Annotated in this window: 20 protein-coding genes; 13 read left to right on the top strand and 7 right to left on the bottom strand. The window is 40.7% G+C overall.

All coding sequences use genetic code 11. The features are described 5' to 3' along the window. The first annotated feature begins 177 nt into the window (after positions 1-177). Both BUA72_RS05480 and BUA72_RS05485 read left to right on the top strand, forming a co-directional pair. Entirely contained in the window at positions 178-1,803 is a 1,626-nt protein-coding gene (locus BUA72_RS05480) for an AraC family transcriptional regulator (RefSeq protein WP_175548855.1), read from the top strand. A gap of 279 nt (positions 1,804-2,082) precedes the next feature. Beyond that, positions 2,083-2,976 carry a hypothetical protein gene (locus tag BUA72_RS05485; RefSeq protein ID WP_072922081.1) on the top strand — a complete coding sequence of 298 codons (894 nt, stop codon included), beginning with the start codon at positions 2,083-2,085 and terminating at the stop codon, positions 2,974-2,976. A gap of 108 nt (positions 2,977-3,084) precedes the next feature. On the opposite strand, the gene BUA72_RS05490 is transcribed toward BUA72_RS05485, so the two are convergent. From BUA72_RS05490 to pruA, 7 genes are all read right to left on the bottom strand, one after another. Then, positions 3,085-3,294 (bottom strand): hypothetical protein, encoded by a 210-nt coding sequence (locus tag BUA72_RS05490; RefSeq protein WP_072922082.1) that lies wholly within the window; start codon positions 3,292-3,294, stop codon positions 3,085-3,087. A gap of 300 nt (positions 3,295-3,594) precedes the next feature. Beyond that, positions 3,595-3,804 carry a hypothetical protein gene (locus BUA72_RS05495; protein ID WP_072922083.1) on the bottom strand — a complete coding sequence of 70 codons (210 nt, stop codon included), beginning with the start codon at positions 3,802-3,804 and terminating at the stop codon, positions 3,595-3,597. Between the two features lie 291 nt (positions 3,805-4,095). Then, positions 4,096-4,701, bottom strand: coding sequence for a MarR family winged helix-turn-helix transcriptional regulator (locus BUA72_RS05500; protein WP_072922084.1), 606 nt, complete (start codon positions 4,699-4,701; stop codon positions 4,096-4,098). Positions 4,702-5,113: 412 nt separating this feature from the next. Next, positions 5,114-5,377, bottom strand: coding sequence for a DUF2024 family protein (locus tag BUA72_RS05505; protein WP_072922496.1), 264 nt, complete (start codon positions 5,375-5,377; stop codon positions 5,114-5,116). Between the two features lie 114 nt (positions 5,378-5,491). After that, positions 5,492-6,223 (bottom strand): hypothetical protein, encoded by a 732-nt coding sequence (locus BUA72_RS05510; protein WP_072922085.1) that lies wholly within the window; start codon positions 6,221-6,223, stop codon positions 5,492-5,494. Positions 6,224-6,245: 22 nt separating this feature from the next. Continuing rightward, a complete protein-coding gene (locus BUA72_RS05515; RefSeq protein WP_072922086.1) occupies positions 6,246-6,479 on the bottom strand; it encodes a thioredoxin family protein in 234 nt (77 codons plus the stop codon). Positions 6,480-6,764: 285 nt separating this feature from the next. Beyond that, entirely contained in the window at positions 6,765-8,390 is a 1,626-nt protein-coding gene (pruA, locus tag BUA72_RS05520; protein WP_034729102.1) for an L-glutamate gamma-semialdehyde dehydrogenase, read from the bottom strand. A 405-nt stretch (positions 8,391-8,795) separates the two neighbouring features. On the opposite strand from pruA, the gene BUA72_RS05525 reads away from it, so the two are divergent. From BUA72_RS05525 to BUA72_RS05575, 11 genes are all read left to right on the top strand, one after another. After that, positions 8,796-9,158, top strand: coding sequence for a hypothetical protein (locus BUA72_RS05525; protein ID WP_139259525.1), 363 nt, complete (start codon positions 8,796-8,798; stop codon positions 9,156-9,158). Positions 9,159-9,309: 151 nt separating this feature from the next. Next, a complete protein-coding gene (ureA, locus tag BUA72_RS05530; RefSeq protein WP_034728329.1) occupies positions 9,310-9,612 on the top strand; it encodes an urease subunit gamma in 303 nt (100 codons plus the stop codon). Positions 9,613-9,626: 14 nt separating this feature from the next. After that, entirely contained in the window at positions 9,627-9,995 is a 369-nt protein-coding gene (gene ureB / locus BUA72_RS05535; protein ID WP_072922087.1) for an urease subunit beta, read from the top strand. Position 9,996: 1 nt separating this feature from the next. Next, positions 9,997-11,718 (top strand): urease subunit alpha, encoded by a 1,722-nt coding sequence (ureC, locus tag BUA72_RS05540; RefSeq protein WP_072922088.1) that lies wholly within the window; start codon positions 9,997-9,999, stop codon positions 11,716-11,718. Between the two features lie 78 nt (positions 11,719-11,796). After that, complete coding sequence (locus BUA72_RS05545) at positions 11,797-12,462, top strand: hypothetical protein (protein WP_072922089.1); 666 nt, start codon at positions 11,797-11,799, stop codon at positions 12,460-12,462. After that, positions 12,452-12,961 (top strand): urease accessory protein UreE, encoded by a 510-nt coding sequence (gene ureE / locus BUA72_RS05550; RefSeq protein ID WP_072922090.1) that lies wholly within the window; start codon positions 12,452-12,454, stop codon positions 12,959-12,961. The genes BUA72_RS05545 and ureE overlap by 11 nt, the downstream gene beginning before the upstream one ends. Continuing rightward, a complete protein-coding gene (locus tag BUA72_RS05555; RefSeq protein ID WP_072922091.1) occupies positions 12,954-13,652 on the top strand; it encodes an urease accessory protein UreF in 699 nt (232 codons plus the stop codon). The genes ureE and BUA72_RS05555 overlap by 8 nt, the downstream gene beginning before the upstream one ends. A gap of 32 nt (positions 13,653-13,684) precedes the next feature. Next, positions 13,685-14,323, top strand: coding sequence for an urease accessory protein UreG (ureG, locus tag BUA72_RS05560; protein ID WP_034728326.1), 639 nt, complete (start codon positions 13,685-13,687; stop codon positions 14,321-14,323). After that, positions 14,324-15,112 carry an urease accessory protein UreD gene (locus BUA72_RS05565; protein WP_072922092.1) on the top strand — a complete coding sequence of 263 codons (789 nt, stop codon included), beginning with the start codon at positions 14,324-14,326 and terminating at the stop codon, positions 15,110-15,112. A gap of 239 nt (positions 15,113-15,351) precedes the next feature. Then, on the top strand, positions 15,352-16,053 hold the full coding sequence (locus BUA72_RS05570) for a hypothetical protein (protein ID WP_072922093.1): 702 nt from the start codon (positions 15,352-15,354) through the stop codon (positions 16,051-16,053). 213 nt (positions 16,054-16,266) lie between these two features. Next, positions 16,267-17,157 carry an urea transporter gene (locus BUA72_RS05575; protein WP_072922094.1) on the top strand — a complete coding sequence of 297 codons (891 nt, stop codon included), beginning with the start codon at positions 16,267-16,269 and terminating at the stop codon, positions 17,155-17,157. Positions 17,158-17,283 lie beyond the last annotated feature (126 nt).

Raw genomic sequence — 17,283 nt, forward strand, 5'->3', positions numbered from 1 at the left:
TGAGGATTGTTAAAAACATGTTATTAAATTAAACAATAAGTTGTTTTTTAGTTAAAAAAATTAAATAATTGAAGAATATTTTAATAAAAAATAAAATATTAGTAGCTTTGTAAAAACAAAAAGACACCCATGAAAATGATGAATTATTATAAAATCCAAATAATAATTTATTTTTTTATGCCTAAAAGTCTGCTAAAACTTTTGTTTTTGTTCATAACTGCTGTCCCTATCTGGGCTCAGAAAAAATACGGCTTCGATCAAATCTGTGAAAGAACGTCTATTCAAACAGCACAAAAAGATATTCCGGGAGCCCTGAAAACGGCGGATTCGCTGTACATGACTGCACAGAAACCTTTAGACAAGGTGACAAGCCTTCTTCTTTCTGCCGAATTATACCACTCCGCCGGAGAATTCAAAAAATCTATATGCTACGGTGAAAATGCCCATTCTCTTTTAAACCAAATCAGTGAAGGGGAATGGTTGGCCCGCGTGAACGAATTTCTGGCTAAAGAATACCGTCTGGTTGGGCTTCATGAAAGATCAAAAAAGTATACCCTGGAAGGTATAGAAGCAGCCAAAGGCATCACCGATTCTCAAAAAAGAGGGGAAATACTCGGACTTCTGAATCAGGAAATGGCCTATTACGAAATGGAAAGGGGCAGCTATTCTGATGCGGTGAAATATATTCAGCATTCATTAGACTCTTTTGCAAAAGATAATCCCCGGGATAATGAAAGAGCAGTAGCCGCTTCCTATCAGATTCTTGGTGATGTCTATTTTAAACTAAAAGATTATGCCGTCTCCGAAAGCTATTACCGGAAAGCAGAATCGATGCTTAAAAATAAGTGCTGTGTACTCGGATTGGTGTATAACGGAATAGGAGGGATTCGTCTGAAACAGAAAAACTGGAAAGAGGCAGAAACCTACCTTAAAAAAGCCGAAAACATAGCAGACAGTTCCAAAAGTCTTAAACTTAAAAAAGCAGTCTATTCCAATATCAATGATTATTATGAAGGAACGGGAGACAATTTTAAAGCTTCCCTGTATGCCGTAAAATATGTAAGAGCCTACGACAGTCTTACTGCACGGAGCCGTGAAGTCTCGCTCAGTGGTCCGGAAACTTTGGTAAAGCCCAGTAAAAAAAGCGCACAGATCAGTGTTGTGAAAAATGCAGCCATTATCGTACTGCTTATTACCCTGATTGGAATCGTTATATTTTTTAAAGCAAAACAGAGAAAACAGCGCTCAAAATTCCGGAATATTATAAGAACTCAGCTTCAAATGATCAGTTCCCGCAGAGAATCTATGCCATTAAAAACGGAAAATTCCGACTTTTCCAATATTTCTGTGGAAGAAGTGGATGATCGGGCAGGAGGATCCAACAAAAGAAGAAATGAATCCCTGATGACCTCCGAAACAGAGGCAAAACTCCTGGAACTTCTTGAGGAATTTGAAAAAGGAGACCTGTATAACAACAAAAATATGTCACTGTCATTCCTGGCTGCTGAACTTAATACCAATACGAAGTATCTTTCCTATGTGATCAATCAGCATAAAAATGCGGATGTGAAAACCTATGTCAATCGTCTGAGGATTAACTATATCGTGGATAAGCTGATCAATGATGAAAAGTACAGACAGTATAAGATCAGCATCCTGGCAGATGAATGCGGCTTTTCTTCACACAGTAAATTTGCGTCCGTCTTCAAGGCTGTGACCGATTTTTCTCCATCGTCGTATATTAAATATTTGGATGCTGAAAATCAGTCAGATAAAAATGTTCATTTTCGGGAAAACACTTAAAAATCAGATTGTTTTTAGGAATTGTGTCTTTTCATTTTCGTGAAAACAGATAACCTATTGTTTTATGTAAGACCTTCGCATCTATATCTTTGCGCCAGCTTTATGGGAATGAATCTACTGCAGTTTGTCACTCATTTTTTAATCTGTTTATTCCCATTAAAGCAGAACTGCGCTCAGCCATCTAAATACTAAAACTGAAAATTACTAGACGATATAAAATATCTGCCAACTATTTTATACACAAAAACCATGAAAACTTTTAACTAGTAAATTAAACGGATGAAGACAACTTTAACGGTCGTGTTGGCATCTGTATTTTCTAATGCTGCTTTTGGGCAGATAGGAATCAATACAGCTGTGCCGATTGCGAGTCTGGACATCGTCGCGAAAAGAAGTGACGGATCCACAGCTGAAGGGGTATTGCCCCCAAGGCTTTCAGGAGATGAGATCAAGGCAGCTGATCTCCAGTACACAGAGAGTCATGCAGGAACCATTATTTATGCTTCGGCAGCAGTAAGGGTACCCAGCAGCAAAACGGTGAATATTACAGCCACCGGACTCTATTATTATGACGGGAAAATGTGGCAGAGAATGCTGCCGGGGGATCCCAGAAAAATGCATCCCCAGTCTGCAGGAGATATTAAAAACTCTGTGCAGCCGTCAGATCACAACGGATGGTATCTGCTTAATGGAAGGTCAGTTTCCTCTCTTCCATTACCGGCACAGAATTCAGCGGCAGGCTTAGGCTTTACGACGAGTCTTCCGGACGCAGCAGACAGGGTTCTGAAAACAAGAAATGGTGCCGAGCTGTTGGGAAGCCATGGCGGGAATAATACGATGACGATTACCCGCTCGAATCTTCCGGATATCAATCTGACAGGTGTGGTAAGCGGAACTGCAGAAAGCGCAGGTGCCCACACACACGGATCAGGGGAAGGAGGTTTCCTGCTTGGAGGTACAGATGTAGGAAATAATGGTTCCGGCCATTATCAGGGGAATAATGATATTTCCTCCTGGGGCGGAGTCGGGCTGATGAGCAGTACAGCCACTTCCGGTGCCCATATTCATGCACTGTCGGGGATTGCAACAGTTCCTACAGGAGGTATGGGGGCATCTATGGATAACAGATCTGCTTATCTGGTGGTCAATACCTTTATCTACCTGGGTGAATAATCCGGGGACGGTAAAGATTTTATAATACAATCGGGGTTGATTGCCCGGTTTTTTTCAGTCAAGTTTTTTTAAGTGCAAATCCGCAGCGTAGCTGCGGATTTGTTATTTTTACTTAGTCTTTAAACTGTCTGTTTTTACTTTGGCGGAATCATGAGAAACCGGAGCCGGCTCAGAATTGGCAACAGCGGAATCACCCATTTTATTTCTCAGAGAATCTTTATTGTGTTCGTCTTTGAACTCTTCTCTTTTTTCCTTGTTCTGGGCACAGCTTCCTAAAAACAGAATGCCTAGAACAGCTCCTATCCATAATTTTTTCATAATAGTTAATTTTGATGTTTAATACCGTCAAATATAGAAAAATATTAAGAGCTTTGTAAGAGTCTGCTATATATTCTGAGAAACTTTTATTTTGAAGTAATAAATAGAATATTTCCGCTGTTTTGAGGGGGATAATGCTGTCCAGTTGAGACATTTTTCCTGTATCTGCGGGCTGATAGAGAAGTTTAAAGGTTTTGGGGTATTCCGTAGAATTGGTTCCTATGAAATTATAAAAATAAAAAAATCCGCAGAGCTTTCATCTGCGGATTTTCCATATTTAGATTAAAAATCTGTGGGTATCTATTTAGCCGGACGTGTAGCAGCCACGGAATCAATCCCTATGCTGTCTTGTACAGCCATCTTTGTTGAGTCTGTTTTGGTCGATGTTACAGTTTTAGTCTTAACTGTTGCATTAGAATCAGTGTTACCCGATGACATCGAAGATTCTTTAGTTCCGCAGCTCACAGCGACTATTCCTAAACCAAAGGCTGCTAACAATAACTTTTTCATAATATTTTATTTTTAGTGTGATTTATAAAGTTCAATAACCATTCCTAAGCGGTAGGGTAAACTATTAAAACATAGATAAAGTTTGTTAAAAGGTGTTAGAGAATGGGGGAGGAAGTGGAAATTGTGAGATTGGAAGCTGGAGGGTCGAAGATGGAAGTTACTATTGGACATTAATTTTAATGGTTTTCCAAAAATTTGATCAAGTTGTTTAGGAAAAATATTAATGGGGCTTGGATTAGCTATACTTTGGACTTCCATAACTTCCCTCATCCATCTTCTATCTTCCTGACATTACATGATGGCAGCGTGCTCCGGACAGTTGATCCTGATCTCCTTGTAAGCCAGCGGCATCTGAAGTAATTTGCAGTAATGACCTTCATCACTGATTCTGTAATGGCTGCAGGTAAAACACATTCTTTGTACGGTGATGATTCCGGCTGTATTTAATCCCTGAATGATTTTCAGTAATCCATCCAGCATCACTTCTTTCTGTTGAAGACTAAGAGAACCAACCGGGTTCTCAATGGATCTTGTGAAATCAGCTGAATTTAAGGCCGTAATCCTGCCGCTGTCGGTTAAACTTAGCGTATAACTTCTGGAATCCAGCAGATCACTTTTTTTTTCAACCAGGCCTTTCTGTAACAGAGATTTTACACTGTCACTGATTGTGGGCTTACTCATGTTGAATTCTTTAGCCAGATAGCTTATTCTGCATTTTTCAATCGGCTGAAAGAGTAAGGAAATCAGGATCTGTATTTGTATCGGGCTGAGCGCATTCAGCTTACTCTCGTTCCAGAGCAATACCCGGAAGGCCTCTGAAAGACGCTCTAAAGCCACAACAATCTTGCTGTCGATTTCGTGGTTCTGGTGATTCGGGTCAAAGGGTGAATGGATCATTTTATGGTATTCTATGTGTGTTAGATCCTATATGGATTTATTTTTAAGCTCATTCAGATTAAACAAATTGAGCCGCAACAAATAAAATCTTTGTTTTTTTTCAAATTTAAGTATATTGTATAGGCATCATATTTTACCTGAGTTCGAGATAAAAGCTTTTTATTGTAATGATGATCAGGGACTCTGAACCTGTTTAAGCCGTCATAATCCTGTTAACCATGTCAAGGTTTTGAACCTTGACATGGTTAAATTAGTAATTCCTGTCCCCTTTTTCAGTCTGATCATCTAATTTTTCTTATCACAATTAATATATCGCTTCTTTGTTCTTAACACGAACTCAGGTAAATTTAACAAAAACTTTCAGCAAAATAATCTTCACTGAAAGTATATTTGAATAGTTGTGTTTTTGAAATTAGTTACATCCTTCCATTTCAATGATATAATATCCTTTTTGATCTATCTCATTTTTTATATCCGGAGTGGCTTCTTTCATATGACATAAGTTGCATTCTTTGGCTGTAAGAGCCTGTCCCTGCTGTCCTTTTTGAGCCAGATAGTTTTGCCCGTGTTCAAAAATAGTTTTTGTATCGTTGATGTGATCCGGAACCAGAATATCAAAATGCATCACGGTTCCGTCTTTTTTAGTAACGTAAGTATCCCAAACGGCAATTTTCATAGTATTTTTTTTAAGGTTAATGATAAAGCAGGAACGGCACATATCATCGTAAAATGTTGGGAATGGACCATTCCTGCTCCTGTTTTTAGAAACAGATGAACTGAATCATCTCTGTTATTTTACCTTGTAGGGTAAAGAAAGGTTCTTGGAAAGCACACTGTACACATTATAAACCCCCAACATTGGCTTATCCATAGACATACCTCCTTCCGGTGCAGAGACCTGAAGATAGCAGGCAACAGCATCATAATTAAAGCTGACTTTATTATTAATGCGGTATGCAGGTACAGAAACACGGATCGCATTATTCTGAGTCACCACCGGAAATCCCGGTGAATCCATATACATAGGCATATCCGGAGCAGTCTTAGGTTTTGTTATTGGATCTGCTTTCCTGTATTCCTTTACCGAAAGGCCTCCTTTTACCCTTTTATCCTGTACCAGAACCACCCAGTGAGGATGCCATACAATGCCGTCGTTATCAAATTTTCCATCTGCATTTTCATCCCAGAGCGGACTGTCATCAAAATCCGGATGTGAAGTTAAGGCAAGTGCTAGAATTCCTTCAGTAGGGCTGAAACCTACATCTTCAGGCTTCAGTGTTGTAGGGAAAACGTATCCCAATACAGGAGCCATATCGAGTTTGCCGACTGGAGTGGGAACTGTTTTACCGGCCTTACCTTCAACAGTGATCTCAAATTCCAGGGTTCCGTATTTTTTATTGTGGGTAACCTGTGCCGATTTGATTTTGAAATCTTTTGAGTCTTCATACTGCTTGCAGTGATCACAGGCAAAAGCTGTGGTGAAAGAGATGAACGCAACAAGTGTTAAAAATTTTTTCTTCATTTTTTCAATGTTTTCAGCCTTCTTACTGTTTTACGTCTTCAATGGAAGCTCCAAAATTGATGTGAAGTACATTCCCCTGAGGAGTGACCAAAGCCGGTACAGATTTTACACCTGCCTTTTCTGCTTTCTCAATACTTTGCGGATGATCTCCAAGATGAATGATCTCTACGTTCTCTGATCCGATAAGGCTTACAATGTCGTGTTCCGCGCTAATGCATACAGGACATCCTGCATGATAAAAAACTGATTTACTCATAATTCAATGGTATTTAATTAAGGCATTATTGCCATGACAAATGTAGTTAGGATTACTAACTTAAAAGACTGGACTATGAGGATATAAAAATACTGGAGGGGTTGAGAGGTTGCAGATAATGGGTTGCAGGTTGCAGTTGCGGAGGGAGTTATGAGTGAGGAATTTACCACTCCGATGGTATTACTCATTACCTATTGCTCATTACCCATAAAAAAAAGCCCCGGAAGAAATTCCAGGGCCCATATTACTCATTGCTCATTGCCAATTACTCATCAGCAATAGCTCTTATCCCAAATATGGGTATTTGTAGTCTTTTGGAGAAACGAAAGTTTCTTTGATACTTCTTACAGATGTCCATCTCAGTAAGTTCATTTTAGAACCTGCTTTGTCGTTGGTACCTGAAGCTCTACCACCACCGAAAGGCTGCTGTCCTACAACGGCACCTGTTGGCTTGTCATTGATATAGAAGTTTCCTGAAGCATTTTCTAAAGCTTTGAAAGCTTCGTTGATCGCGTAACGGTCTTGAGCGAATACAGAACCTGTCAGTGAATAAGGAGACGTAGAATCTACCAGTTTCAATGTTTCTTTCCAGTCCTGATCTTCATATACATAAACAGATAAGATAGGTCCGAAGATCTCTTCTACCATACTTTCGTAATGAGGATTTGTAGTTTCGATTACCGTTGGGTGTACAAACCATCCTTTAGAATCGTCAACTTTTCCACCGATTGCTATTTCAGCCTCACCGGAAGCAGTTGCTCTGTCGATATATCCTTTACATTTTTCGAAAGAATTTTTGTCAATAACTGCGTTAACGAAGTTCGACGGATCTTCAGGAGAACCCACTTTAATTGAGTTGATCTGAGTTTCCATTACTTTTTTCACATCAGCCCAAAGAGATTTAGGTACATAAGCTCTTGAAGCTGCAGAACATTTCTGTCCCTGATATTCAAAAGAACCTCTTACCAAAGCAGTCGCTACAGCTTCCACGTTAGAAGAAGGGTGAGCGATCACGAAATCTTTTCCACCTGTTTCTCCAACGATTCTTGGATATGTTCTGTAGTTATGGATATTGTCACCGATCATTTTCCACATTCCCTGGAATACTTTCGTAGACCCTGTGAAGTGAAGACCTGCAAAATCCGGATGTGCTAATACTTTCTCAGCCGTTTCTTTTCCGTCTGTGAAAACCATGTTGATGACCCCTGCAGGAAGACCCGCTTCGATTAATACATCCATGATCACTTTGGCAGAATAAACCTGCTTGTCAGAAGGCTTCCAAACCACTACGTTTCCAAGCATAGCCATACACGTAGGCAAGTTTCCTGAAATCGCTGTAAAGTTGAAAGGCGTTACTGCAAAACAGAAACCTTCCAATGGTCTGTACTCTACACGGTTCCAGATTCCGCTGTCGGAAACCGGCTGCTCAGAATACATCTCCGTCATGAATTCAACGTTGAATCTTAAGAAATCGATAAACTCACACGCAGCATCAATTTCAGCCTGGTGTACGTTTTTAGACTGTCCGATCATCGTTGCTGCGTTGATTACGTCTCTGTAAGGTCCTGCTAAAAGATCAGCCGCCTTTAAGAAAATAGCTGCACGGTGTTCCCAGCCCAGCTCATTCCATTCTTTTTTAGCTGCCAATGCCGCGTTGATGGCGTCATCTACATGCTGCATCGTACCTTTATAGTAAAACCCGAAATCATGCGCATGATCCTGAGGAGACTGAAGCTGAACTTTCTCGTCCGTTTTTACTTCTTTTCCATTGATGAACATTGGAATTTCTATCTTCTCAGCCCACATTTTTTTGTAAGTGGCGATAAGGCTTTTAACTTCTGGAGATCCCGGTACATAAGAATTTACCGGCTCGTTTACTGCAAATGGTACTTGCGAAATTGCTTTTGACATATTATGTTGTATTATTTTAAAATTATCAATATGTTGGTATACAAATTTACAATAATTAACGCAAAGAAAAAAAATCACGTCTCTTTATACCGTGAAATTTGTCATAAGCTTATAGTTGAAAAATATCTTTTTCAATCAACGGAAAATGACAGGTTTCAGCATTTTATTAACCTAGTTTTTTAGAGTTATTATGAAGATGTATAGGTTTAGAACACTTATATAAATGATAACACCAAAATACTTGTCACAGTTAGGCAATTTCGGTGAATGGCTGTAACAAAGGAGTTTATGTCTGGACTGTCCATTTGAAGAATTTATATTTGTCTCGATTTTGAACATTTTAAATGACCTTTTTGATAGCTGCAGCATAGGGGATTGTCTAATTTTACACCATCAATGACTGATATGAAAACCAGAGTCTTATTATTCTCTTTCGTAATGTTCTTTTCCGCTTTATGTGCAGGTCTTTTTGCAGGTAAGGGGAAAACGCAGTCATATCCTGATGCTTCCTCAAAAATACATCTCGTTAAGCACGCAGACCAGCAGGGTCAGCCGGAGATTTACAGTGTTTCTGATGATCAGGATGCACAAGATTCCAACGATGTTGAAAAAGTAAAATTTGATTATTCTGTCATTACCCAGCAGTGGCTGAACTTTTTCTTCTCCGGTTATTCTTACGAAACCAAAGCGGTGGCCATTCAAAACCGCGTCTATATCACAGCACCACGGTACATTCTGTATCATGCCCTGCAGATTGCGGGCTGCTAATCTTTTCCCGGACTTTTCATGAATTCTGTGATTTGTATTTGAATACAGATCCATAAGAATCATGCCCTGTTTTTAATAGGTTTAAACCCATCTATTTGTCTTTTCAAAAAGGCAGACAGGATTCCCTATATCCAATTTAAAATCCAATACTATGCACTTAACACCGAGAGAATCGGAGAAGCTGATGCTGTTTCTGGCAGGAGAGCTTGCTCTGAAAAGAAAGGCCAGAGGTCTTAAACTTAACTATCCGGAATCTATCGCACTCATCAGCCATTTTCTGCTGGAAGGCGCCAGAGACGGGAAAAAAGTAGCCGAACTGATGCAGGAAGGCGCTCATCTTCTTACCAAAGATGATGTAATGCCTGGCGTTTCAGAAATGATCCATGATGTACAGATCGAAGCCACTTTTCCGGACGGAACCAAACTGGTGACCGTACACAATCCAATCCGTTAATACAAATCTCTATTATGATACCAGGAGAAATTTTTGTAAAAGAAGGAATTATTATCTGCAATGAAGGCAGAGAAACAGTTAAAATAAAAGTTGTTAATACAGGCGACCGTCCTATTCAGGTAGGTTCCCACTTTCATTTTTTTGAAGTGAATAAAGCCATGAGCTTCAGCCGTGAAAAAGCCTTTGGAAAGAGACTGAACATCGTGGCAAGTACCGCCGTGCGTTTCGAACCGGGAGAAGAAAAAGAAGTGGAATTGGTAGAAATTGGCGGCACCAAAAAAGCGATGGGATTCAATAACCTTGTCGATGGCCAGGTAGATTCCGGAGATCAGAAAAAAGCCAGTCTTGCCAAAGCTGAAGCATTAAACTTTAAAAATCAATAACATGAGCTTACCTATAGACAGAAAACAGTATGCCAATATATTGGGACCTACAGCCGGCGACCGCATCAGACTGGGAGATACTGAAATCATCATCGAAATAGAAAAAGATTTTACCCATTACGGAGACGAAGCCGTTTTCGGAGGCGGAAAAACCGTTCGTGACGGAATGGGACAAAACGTGACCGCAAAAAGAGACGAAGGTGTTCTCGATCTGTGTATTACTGGAGCTGTGATCATCGACCACTGGGGAATTGTCAAAGCTGATATCGGAATCAAAGACGGAAAAATCATAGGCATCGGAAAAGCTGGAAATCCTGATACAATGGATGGTGTTTCTCCAAATATGATCATCGGGGCTTCAACGGAAGTGCATGGCGGAAAAGGCTATATCGTAACTGCAGGAGGAATAGATACTCACATCCATTACATCTGCCCGCAACAGATTGAAACCTCTTTATACAGTGGAATTACCACCATGATTGGAGGTGGAACAGGACCAAATGATGGAACCAATGCCACAACAGTTACTCCCGGGAAATTCAATATGCAGAAAATGCTCGAGGCAGCTGAAGAATATCCTATGAATCTTGGTTTTTTCGGAAAAGGTAACTGCTCAGCAGAAGGACCTATTGAAGAACAGGTTGAGGCAGGCGCATTAGGCGTAAAGATCCATGAAGACTGGGGTGCAACACCGGCCACCATCGATGCGGCATTGAAAGTAGCTGATAAGTATGACGTTCAGGTTGCTATTCATACCGATACATTGAATGAAGGTGGTTTTCTTGAAGATACGATGAGAGCCATCAACGGAAGAGTGATTCATACTTTCCACACAGAAGGTGCCGGAGGAGGTCACGCTCCGGATATCATTAAAGCAGCCATGTATCCGAACGTTTTACCCGCTTCTACCAATCCGACACGCCCTTATACAATCAATACGATCGACGAACATTTGGATATGCTGATGGTGTGTCACCATTTAAGTAAAAATATCCCCGAAGATGTAGCTTTTGCAGATTCAAGAATCCGTCCTGAGACCATTGCAGCAGAAGATATCCTTCATGATATGGGCGTTTTCAGCATTATGAGCTCAGATTCCCAGGCGATGGGAAGACCTGGCGAAGTGATTACCAGAACGTGGCAGACAGCGAGTAAAATGAAGGAGCAGAGAGGAAATTTAGAAGAGGATAAAGATTCGGAAAATGATAACTACAGAGCCAAAAGATATGTGGCAAAATATACCATCAATCCTGCCATTGCACACGGTATTTCTGAATATGTAGGATCTCTTGAAGTAGGAAAACTGGCTGATCTTGTGATCTGGAAACCTGCATTATTCGGAGTGAAACCTGAGATGATTTTAAAAGGAGGATTTGTGATCGCAGCCAAAATGGGAGATCCTAATGCTTCCATTCCTACGCCGCAACCTGTGATTTACAGAAACATGTTCGGAGCGCATGGAAAGGCAAAATTCGGAACCTGTGCGAACTTTGTTTCCCAGATCTCTATCGACAACGGAACGATTGCATCCTATAAACTGGAAAAAATGATCCTGCCAGTGAAAAACTGCAGAAATATTTCTAAAAAGGATCTGATCCACAACGATAAAACACCTGTCATTGAAGTGAATCCTGAAAACTACAAAGTAACGGTAGACGGTGAATACATCACCTGCGAACCGGCGGAGAAACTTCCCTTAACACAGTTGTATTACTTGTTTTAATCTTGAGTTTTTTAAGGCTCGGTCACTGCCGGGCCTTTTCTTAAACTGAATGACAAAACTAACATTGAACAGATTAAAATGAAAAACTTAAATAAAACAGCTTTTTCCCTTGCAGTGGCTGGAATGTCTGTGTTTTCCGGACAGATGAAAGCCCAGTTTCTGGGAGGAAGAAGACTGAAAAGTGACGAAGAAGGTCCCAAAGGACAATTCATGATATACGGCTCCTTCGATTATTCCAAAACCAACAGCCCTTCCGGAAGCAACAGCTCCACAGGAACGAGTAACAATGCCGGAATTCCTCTGGGTGTGGGATATTTCATCAATAATAATGACGTGATCGGGGTGAATTATGCCTACGCTCAGAACGTGACGGATCACAAAACGATCTACAAGCAGAATGAAGCTGGGATCTGGTACAGTCCGTCGGTGGCATTAGGGAAATATTTTGCCTTGATCGGTCAGATTGATGCTCATTATGTTTGGGGACAGAAATTGTCTGATGCCACAGCTTCTATGGATCATTTTAATGGCTATCGTCTTCGGGCTTATCCTTTATTCGCCATATTTCTGGGCGGCGGCTGGGCTTTGAAGTTCAAATTTGCTGAATTATCGATGCTGCAGACCAAAACGAAACAGGAAGGCTGGACCAAAACCTATGTAGCGGGAATCAGTGCTTCTACGTTTGGGGTGGGAATTTCTAAAAATATTGATTTCAGAAAAAAAGCAGATACCAATGATCATTAACCAAACGATAGGGAATCTCTCGGAGAATCCATCAGCAAAAAATATAGATTATCTGGATCTGGAATGGTTTGAAACGACCAAAAGAATTCAGCGTAAAAAAACGAGACTGGGAACGGATATCGCGATTAAATTTCTCCGTGAAGGACAGCGTTTGCGGGAGGGAGATATTCTTTTTGAAGATGAGGAAAACATCATTGCAGTAAATGTTCTGGAAACGGAAGCAATTGTTATGTCACCGGATTCTCTTCTGGAAATGGGAACCGTTTGTTATGAGATCGGGAACAAGCATATTCCGCTTTTTATTCAGGAAGATAAAGTGCTGCTTCCTTTTGAAATGCCGATGTTCAGATGGCTGGAAGCAAGCGGATTTAAACCGGAAAAACAGACTGTAAAACTGCTGAATTTCCTTAAATCCAACGTAGAACCCCACGGACACGGAAGTCTGGGCTCTTCAATTTTTAACAAGATCTTAAAAATGGCCGCTCCAAAAGATGAATAATACCAATTTAAACTTCCTGTCAGGGCTGCTTCACCTCGCAGATCCCACGCTTCCGATCGGCGGCTACACCCATTCCAACGGCCTTGAAACCTATGTGCAGGAAAGAATCGTTGACAATCTGCAAACCGCTAAAGAGTTCGTGGAAAATATGCTTCAGTACAATCTAAAGTATAATGACGGCGCTTTTGTAAAACTGGCTTATGAAGCTGCAGAAAACAGTGATCTGGAACTTTTAATAAGTCTTGACAACGAGTGTAATGCCATCAAGTGTCCGCGTGAAATCCGCCAGGCCAGCCAGAAATTAGGATTGAGGCTGATTAAGATTTTCAAAAGAAGACAAAGTTTTCCTTTTATGGAAACCTTTGAAAAGGCAGTTCAAAACCGGGAAGCCAATTCACATTACTGCATTGTATTCGGGGTGTACGCTTACCTGATGAAGATTCCTTTGTACGAAGCATTGCTGGGATTTTATCATACTTCTGTAGCGGGAATGATCACCAATGCGGTGAAACTGGTTCCTCTGGGACAGCTCGATGGTCAGGATATCCTGTTCTCTCTTTATCCGGTGATGGAAAAAACAGTGCACGAAACCATAGCACTGGACAGAGATATGGTTGGACTCTGCAATACCGCTTTTGACATCAGATGTATGCAGCACGAAAGGCTTTATTCAAGACTTTATATGTCTTAATGATTAAAATAAAAAAACAAAAATTAGAAAAAATGGACAATAGAAAATATATAAAAGTAGGAGTGGCCGGGCCTGTAGGTTCAGGAAAAACGGCTTTACTGGAACGTTTAAGCAGAAAATTATTTGGAAAATATGATCTAGGTGTGATCACGAATGATATTTATACCAAAGAAGATGCTGAATTTATGGCTAAAAACAGCCTTCTGCCACACGACAGAATTATCGGGGTAGAAACAGGAGGTTGCCCACACACCGCGATCCGTGAAGATGCAAGTATGAATCTGGAAGCGGTAGATGAGCTTGCTGCCCGTTTTCCGGATATCGAACTGGTACTGATTGAAAGTGGAGGTGATAACTTATCCGCTACCTTCAGCCCTGACCTTGCTGACGTGACGATCTTCATTATTGATGTCGCTGAAGGAGAAAAAATTCCAAGAAAAGGAGGTCCTGGAATTACAAGATCAGATTTACTGATCATTAATAAGATTGACCTTGCCCCGCACGTAGGAGCAAGCCTTGAGGTGATGGAAAGAGATGCCAGAAGAATGAGAAACGGAAACCCTTTTGTGTTTACCAACCTTAAAACAGATGAAGGTCTGGATAAAGTCATTGGATGGATCAAAAAATATGCGCTTCTGGAAGAGTGTGAAGAACCGAACCTGGTAAGATAGATGGACAGCCGTTTACATATCATTGCAGGATTCAAGGATGGTGGTTCTTACGTAAAAGACCTCTATGTTTCACTTCCGTTCAGAGTCGTTTCCGTAGGGCAGCGAAAAAGCGATAATAAGCTCTATCAAATGGTGATGAGCTCTTCTCCCGGAATTCTGGACGGAGATCATTATCACCTGAATATTGAGCTGGAAAAAGGCGCTTCACTGCAGCTGCAGTCACAGTCGTATCAACGGTTGTTCAATATGAAGGATAAAGCGGTTCAGGAGCTTCATGTAAAGATGGAGGACCACACTTCATTTGCTTATGTTCCACACCCGGTGGTTCCGCATGAAGATTCAAATTTTCAGAGTAAGGCCAATATCCATATCGGAAAGAACAGTCAGATCATCATCAGTGAGATCATCACCTGCGGAAGAAAACATTATGGCGAAGTTTTTAAACTGAAACGGTTCCAGAATCTGATGCAGATTTATCATGAAAATAAGTTAGTCATCAGGGATAATGTTGTCATTCAGCCGGATCTCATTCCCATCAACTGCATCGGAAATCTGGAACAGTATACCCACCAGGGAACGCTTATTTTTTATACTACAAAAGAGAATGGTGACAGGAATAATCTGATAGAAACCATTGTAGAATGGGCAGAGCAACATAAAGAAGAAATGGAAGCAGGTGTTTCCGCAATGGAAGATAATGGTTTTGTGGTAAGAGCTTTAGGACATGGAGGGGAACTGATGTACAATTTTTTCCTCCAGATCCAGGAAATCCTTTGGTCTTTGGAATAAATAATTGGTGGATATTATTTGGGATTAAAACCACACGGTTATTCAATGAATGGGAGTGGGCTTTAGCCCGGTCTTAGTCAAAGATCAGATCATTTATAAACAACAGAAATTAAAGATTTCAATTAAATCAAAAGACCTCAATATTCAATAGAATCGGGCTTTAGCCCGATTAAAAAAATAAAAACATCACAAGGGCTTTAGCCAAAACCTAAATAACACTGGAAAAAACAAAAACAAAAATGGACACTACAGTTTGGGCACTTCTCATAAGCGCCATCTCAATAAGTTTTATACACACCGCCTCTGGTCCGGATCATTATCTGCCGTTCATCGTCATCTCGAAATCTAAAAAATGGAGCGGAATGAAAACGGCAATTCTAACCGTAGTCTGCGGATTCGGACATGTGTTTAGCTCTCTGATCTTAGGCTTTATCGGTGTATTTCTGGGGTGGCAATTGAATAAAATCTCATGGTTTCAAGATCTAAGAGGAAATTTTTCAGGATGGGCTTTACTGATCTTTGGTGGAGTTTATTTGATCTATGGATTGGTTCAGGCCATCAGAAAGAAGCCTCACAAGCATTTCGATGTGATGGGAGATGATGTCTATGTTTATGAGCACAATCACACGGAAATGGTAATGCCACAAAAGAGAATTAAAGTGACACCATTGGTGCTTTTCATGATCTTCGTAATGGGGCCGAGCGAACCTTTAATTCCTTTATTATTCTATTCCGGAGTCAAGCATTCCATGTCTGAAATCGCTGTTCTGGTGATATCATTTACACTGACCACCGTTTTGACAATGCTTGGAATGGTTCTACTGGGACGCTACGGCTATTCCACCCTATTCAATACAGAAAAACTGGAAAGATATATGGGAGTCGTGAGCGGAGCTGTAGTAACCGTTTGCGGAATCGGAATGGTGTTTTTGGGATGGTGAAGAGATGCGGGGTTGGAGAGTCTTAGGGTTTGAGAGTTAATGAGTTTTGGTTGCTAGTTACTGGTTGGTTAGTTGCTGGTTGCTGGTTGCTGGTTATTAGTAATTAAGGTAATGAGTTACCGTCTGATGTCTGATGTCTGAAATCTGACGTCTAAAATCTTGTTTCTTACCCCTCAAACTCCTACTAATAAAATACTACATGAATACAAAACTATGAACGAATTTTTCAAAAAACTACCTTTTATCGATAATGTTTTAAAAGGAATCGGGCAGATCATGCTCCAGGAAAACAAATGGACAGGCCTGCTGTTTCTTATCGGTATTTTCATGGGAAGCTGGCAGGGCGGGGTAGCAGTATTGCTGTCAACGGCAGCCGGAACTTTTACCGCCATGAAATTAAAGTATGATCCGTCTGAGATCAATGCAGGACTTTATGGATTTAGTGCTGCACTGGTGGGAGTAGCCTTGTCATTTGTTTTTCAGACGACTCTTCTGATTTGGGTTCTTATCCTGTTGGGAGGAGCTTTGGCAGCAGTGATCCAACATTTTTTTATTCAGAAAAAGATTCCGGTATTTACATTTCCGTTTATCATTATTACCTGGGTTGCGGTGTTTGTGCTTCATCATTTTACACAGATTCCGGCTTCAGAAATGATCTCGGCCCCGGTCGGTCCTGCAGATTATGATGATTTTCTAACCTGTACCAATGCGTTTGGGGAAGTGATATTTCAGGGAGGTATATTTTCCGGGATTATTTTCTTTGTAGCGGTATTTATCAGTTCACCGGCTGCGGCATTGTATGGATTGGCAGGTGCTGTTTTGGGCGCTTACCTGTCTCATATGAACGGAGAACCGATTGATAAAATCCACATGGGACTTTTCGGATTCAATGCGGTGCTTTCCGCCATAGTTTTCTCGGGATTTAAAAAGGCAGACGGAATTTGGGTACTGATGGCGGTCATCATTACCGTAGCCATCGACGATCTCCTGGTAGATCACAATACGCTCAATGAAGTAGGCGGCGTACTCACTTTTCCCTTCGTCGCTGGAACCTGGATCACCCTTTTAATTCAAAAAATATTTAAAACAAAGAAAATTGAGTAAGAGAGTTTTAGAGTCGGAGGGTGTGAGGGTTTTAGCGTATTAGGGTTTTAGAATGGGAGAGTTTTAGTGTGAAAAAAAACTTTACAATATCTCTTCCAGCCTCCTGATTCATCTTAAAATCTAAAG

It is taken from the genome of Chryseobacterium sp. OV279 (assembly GCF_900128945.1).
Taxonomy (GTDB): Bacteria; Bacteroidota; Bacteroidia; order Flavobacteriales; family Weeksellaceae; genus Chryseobacterium.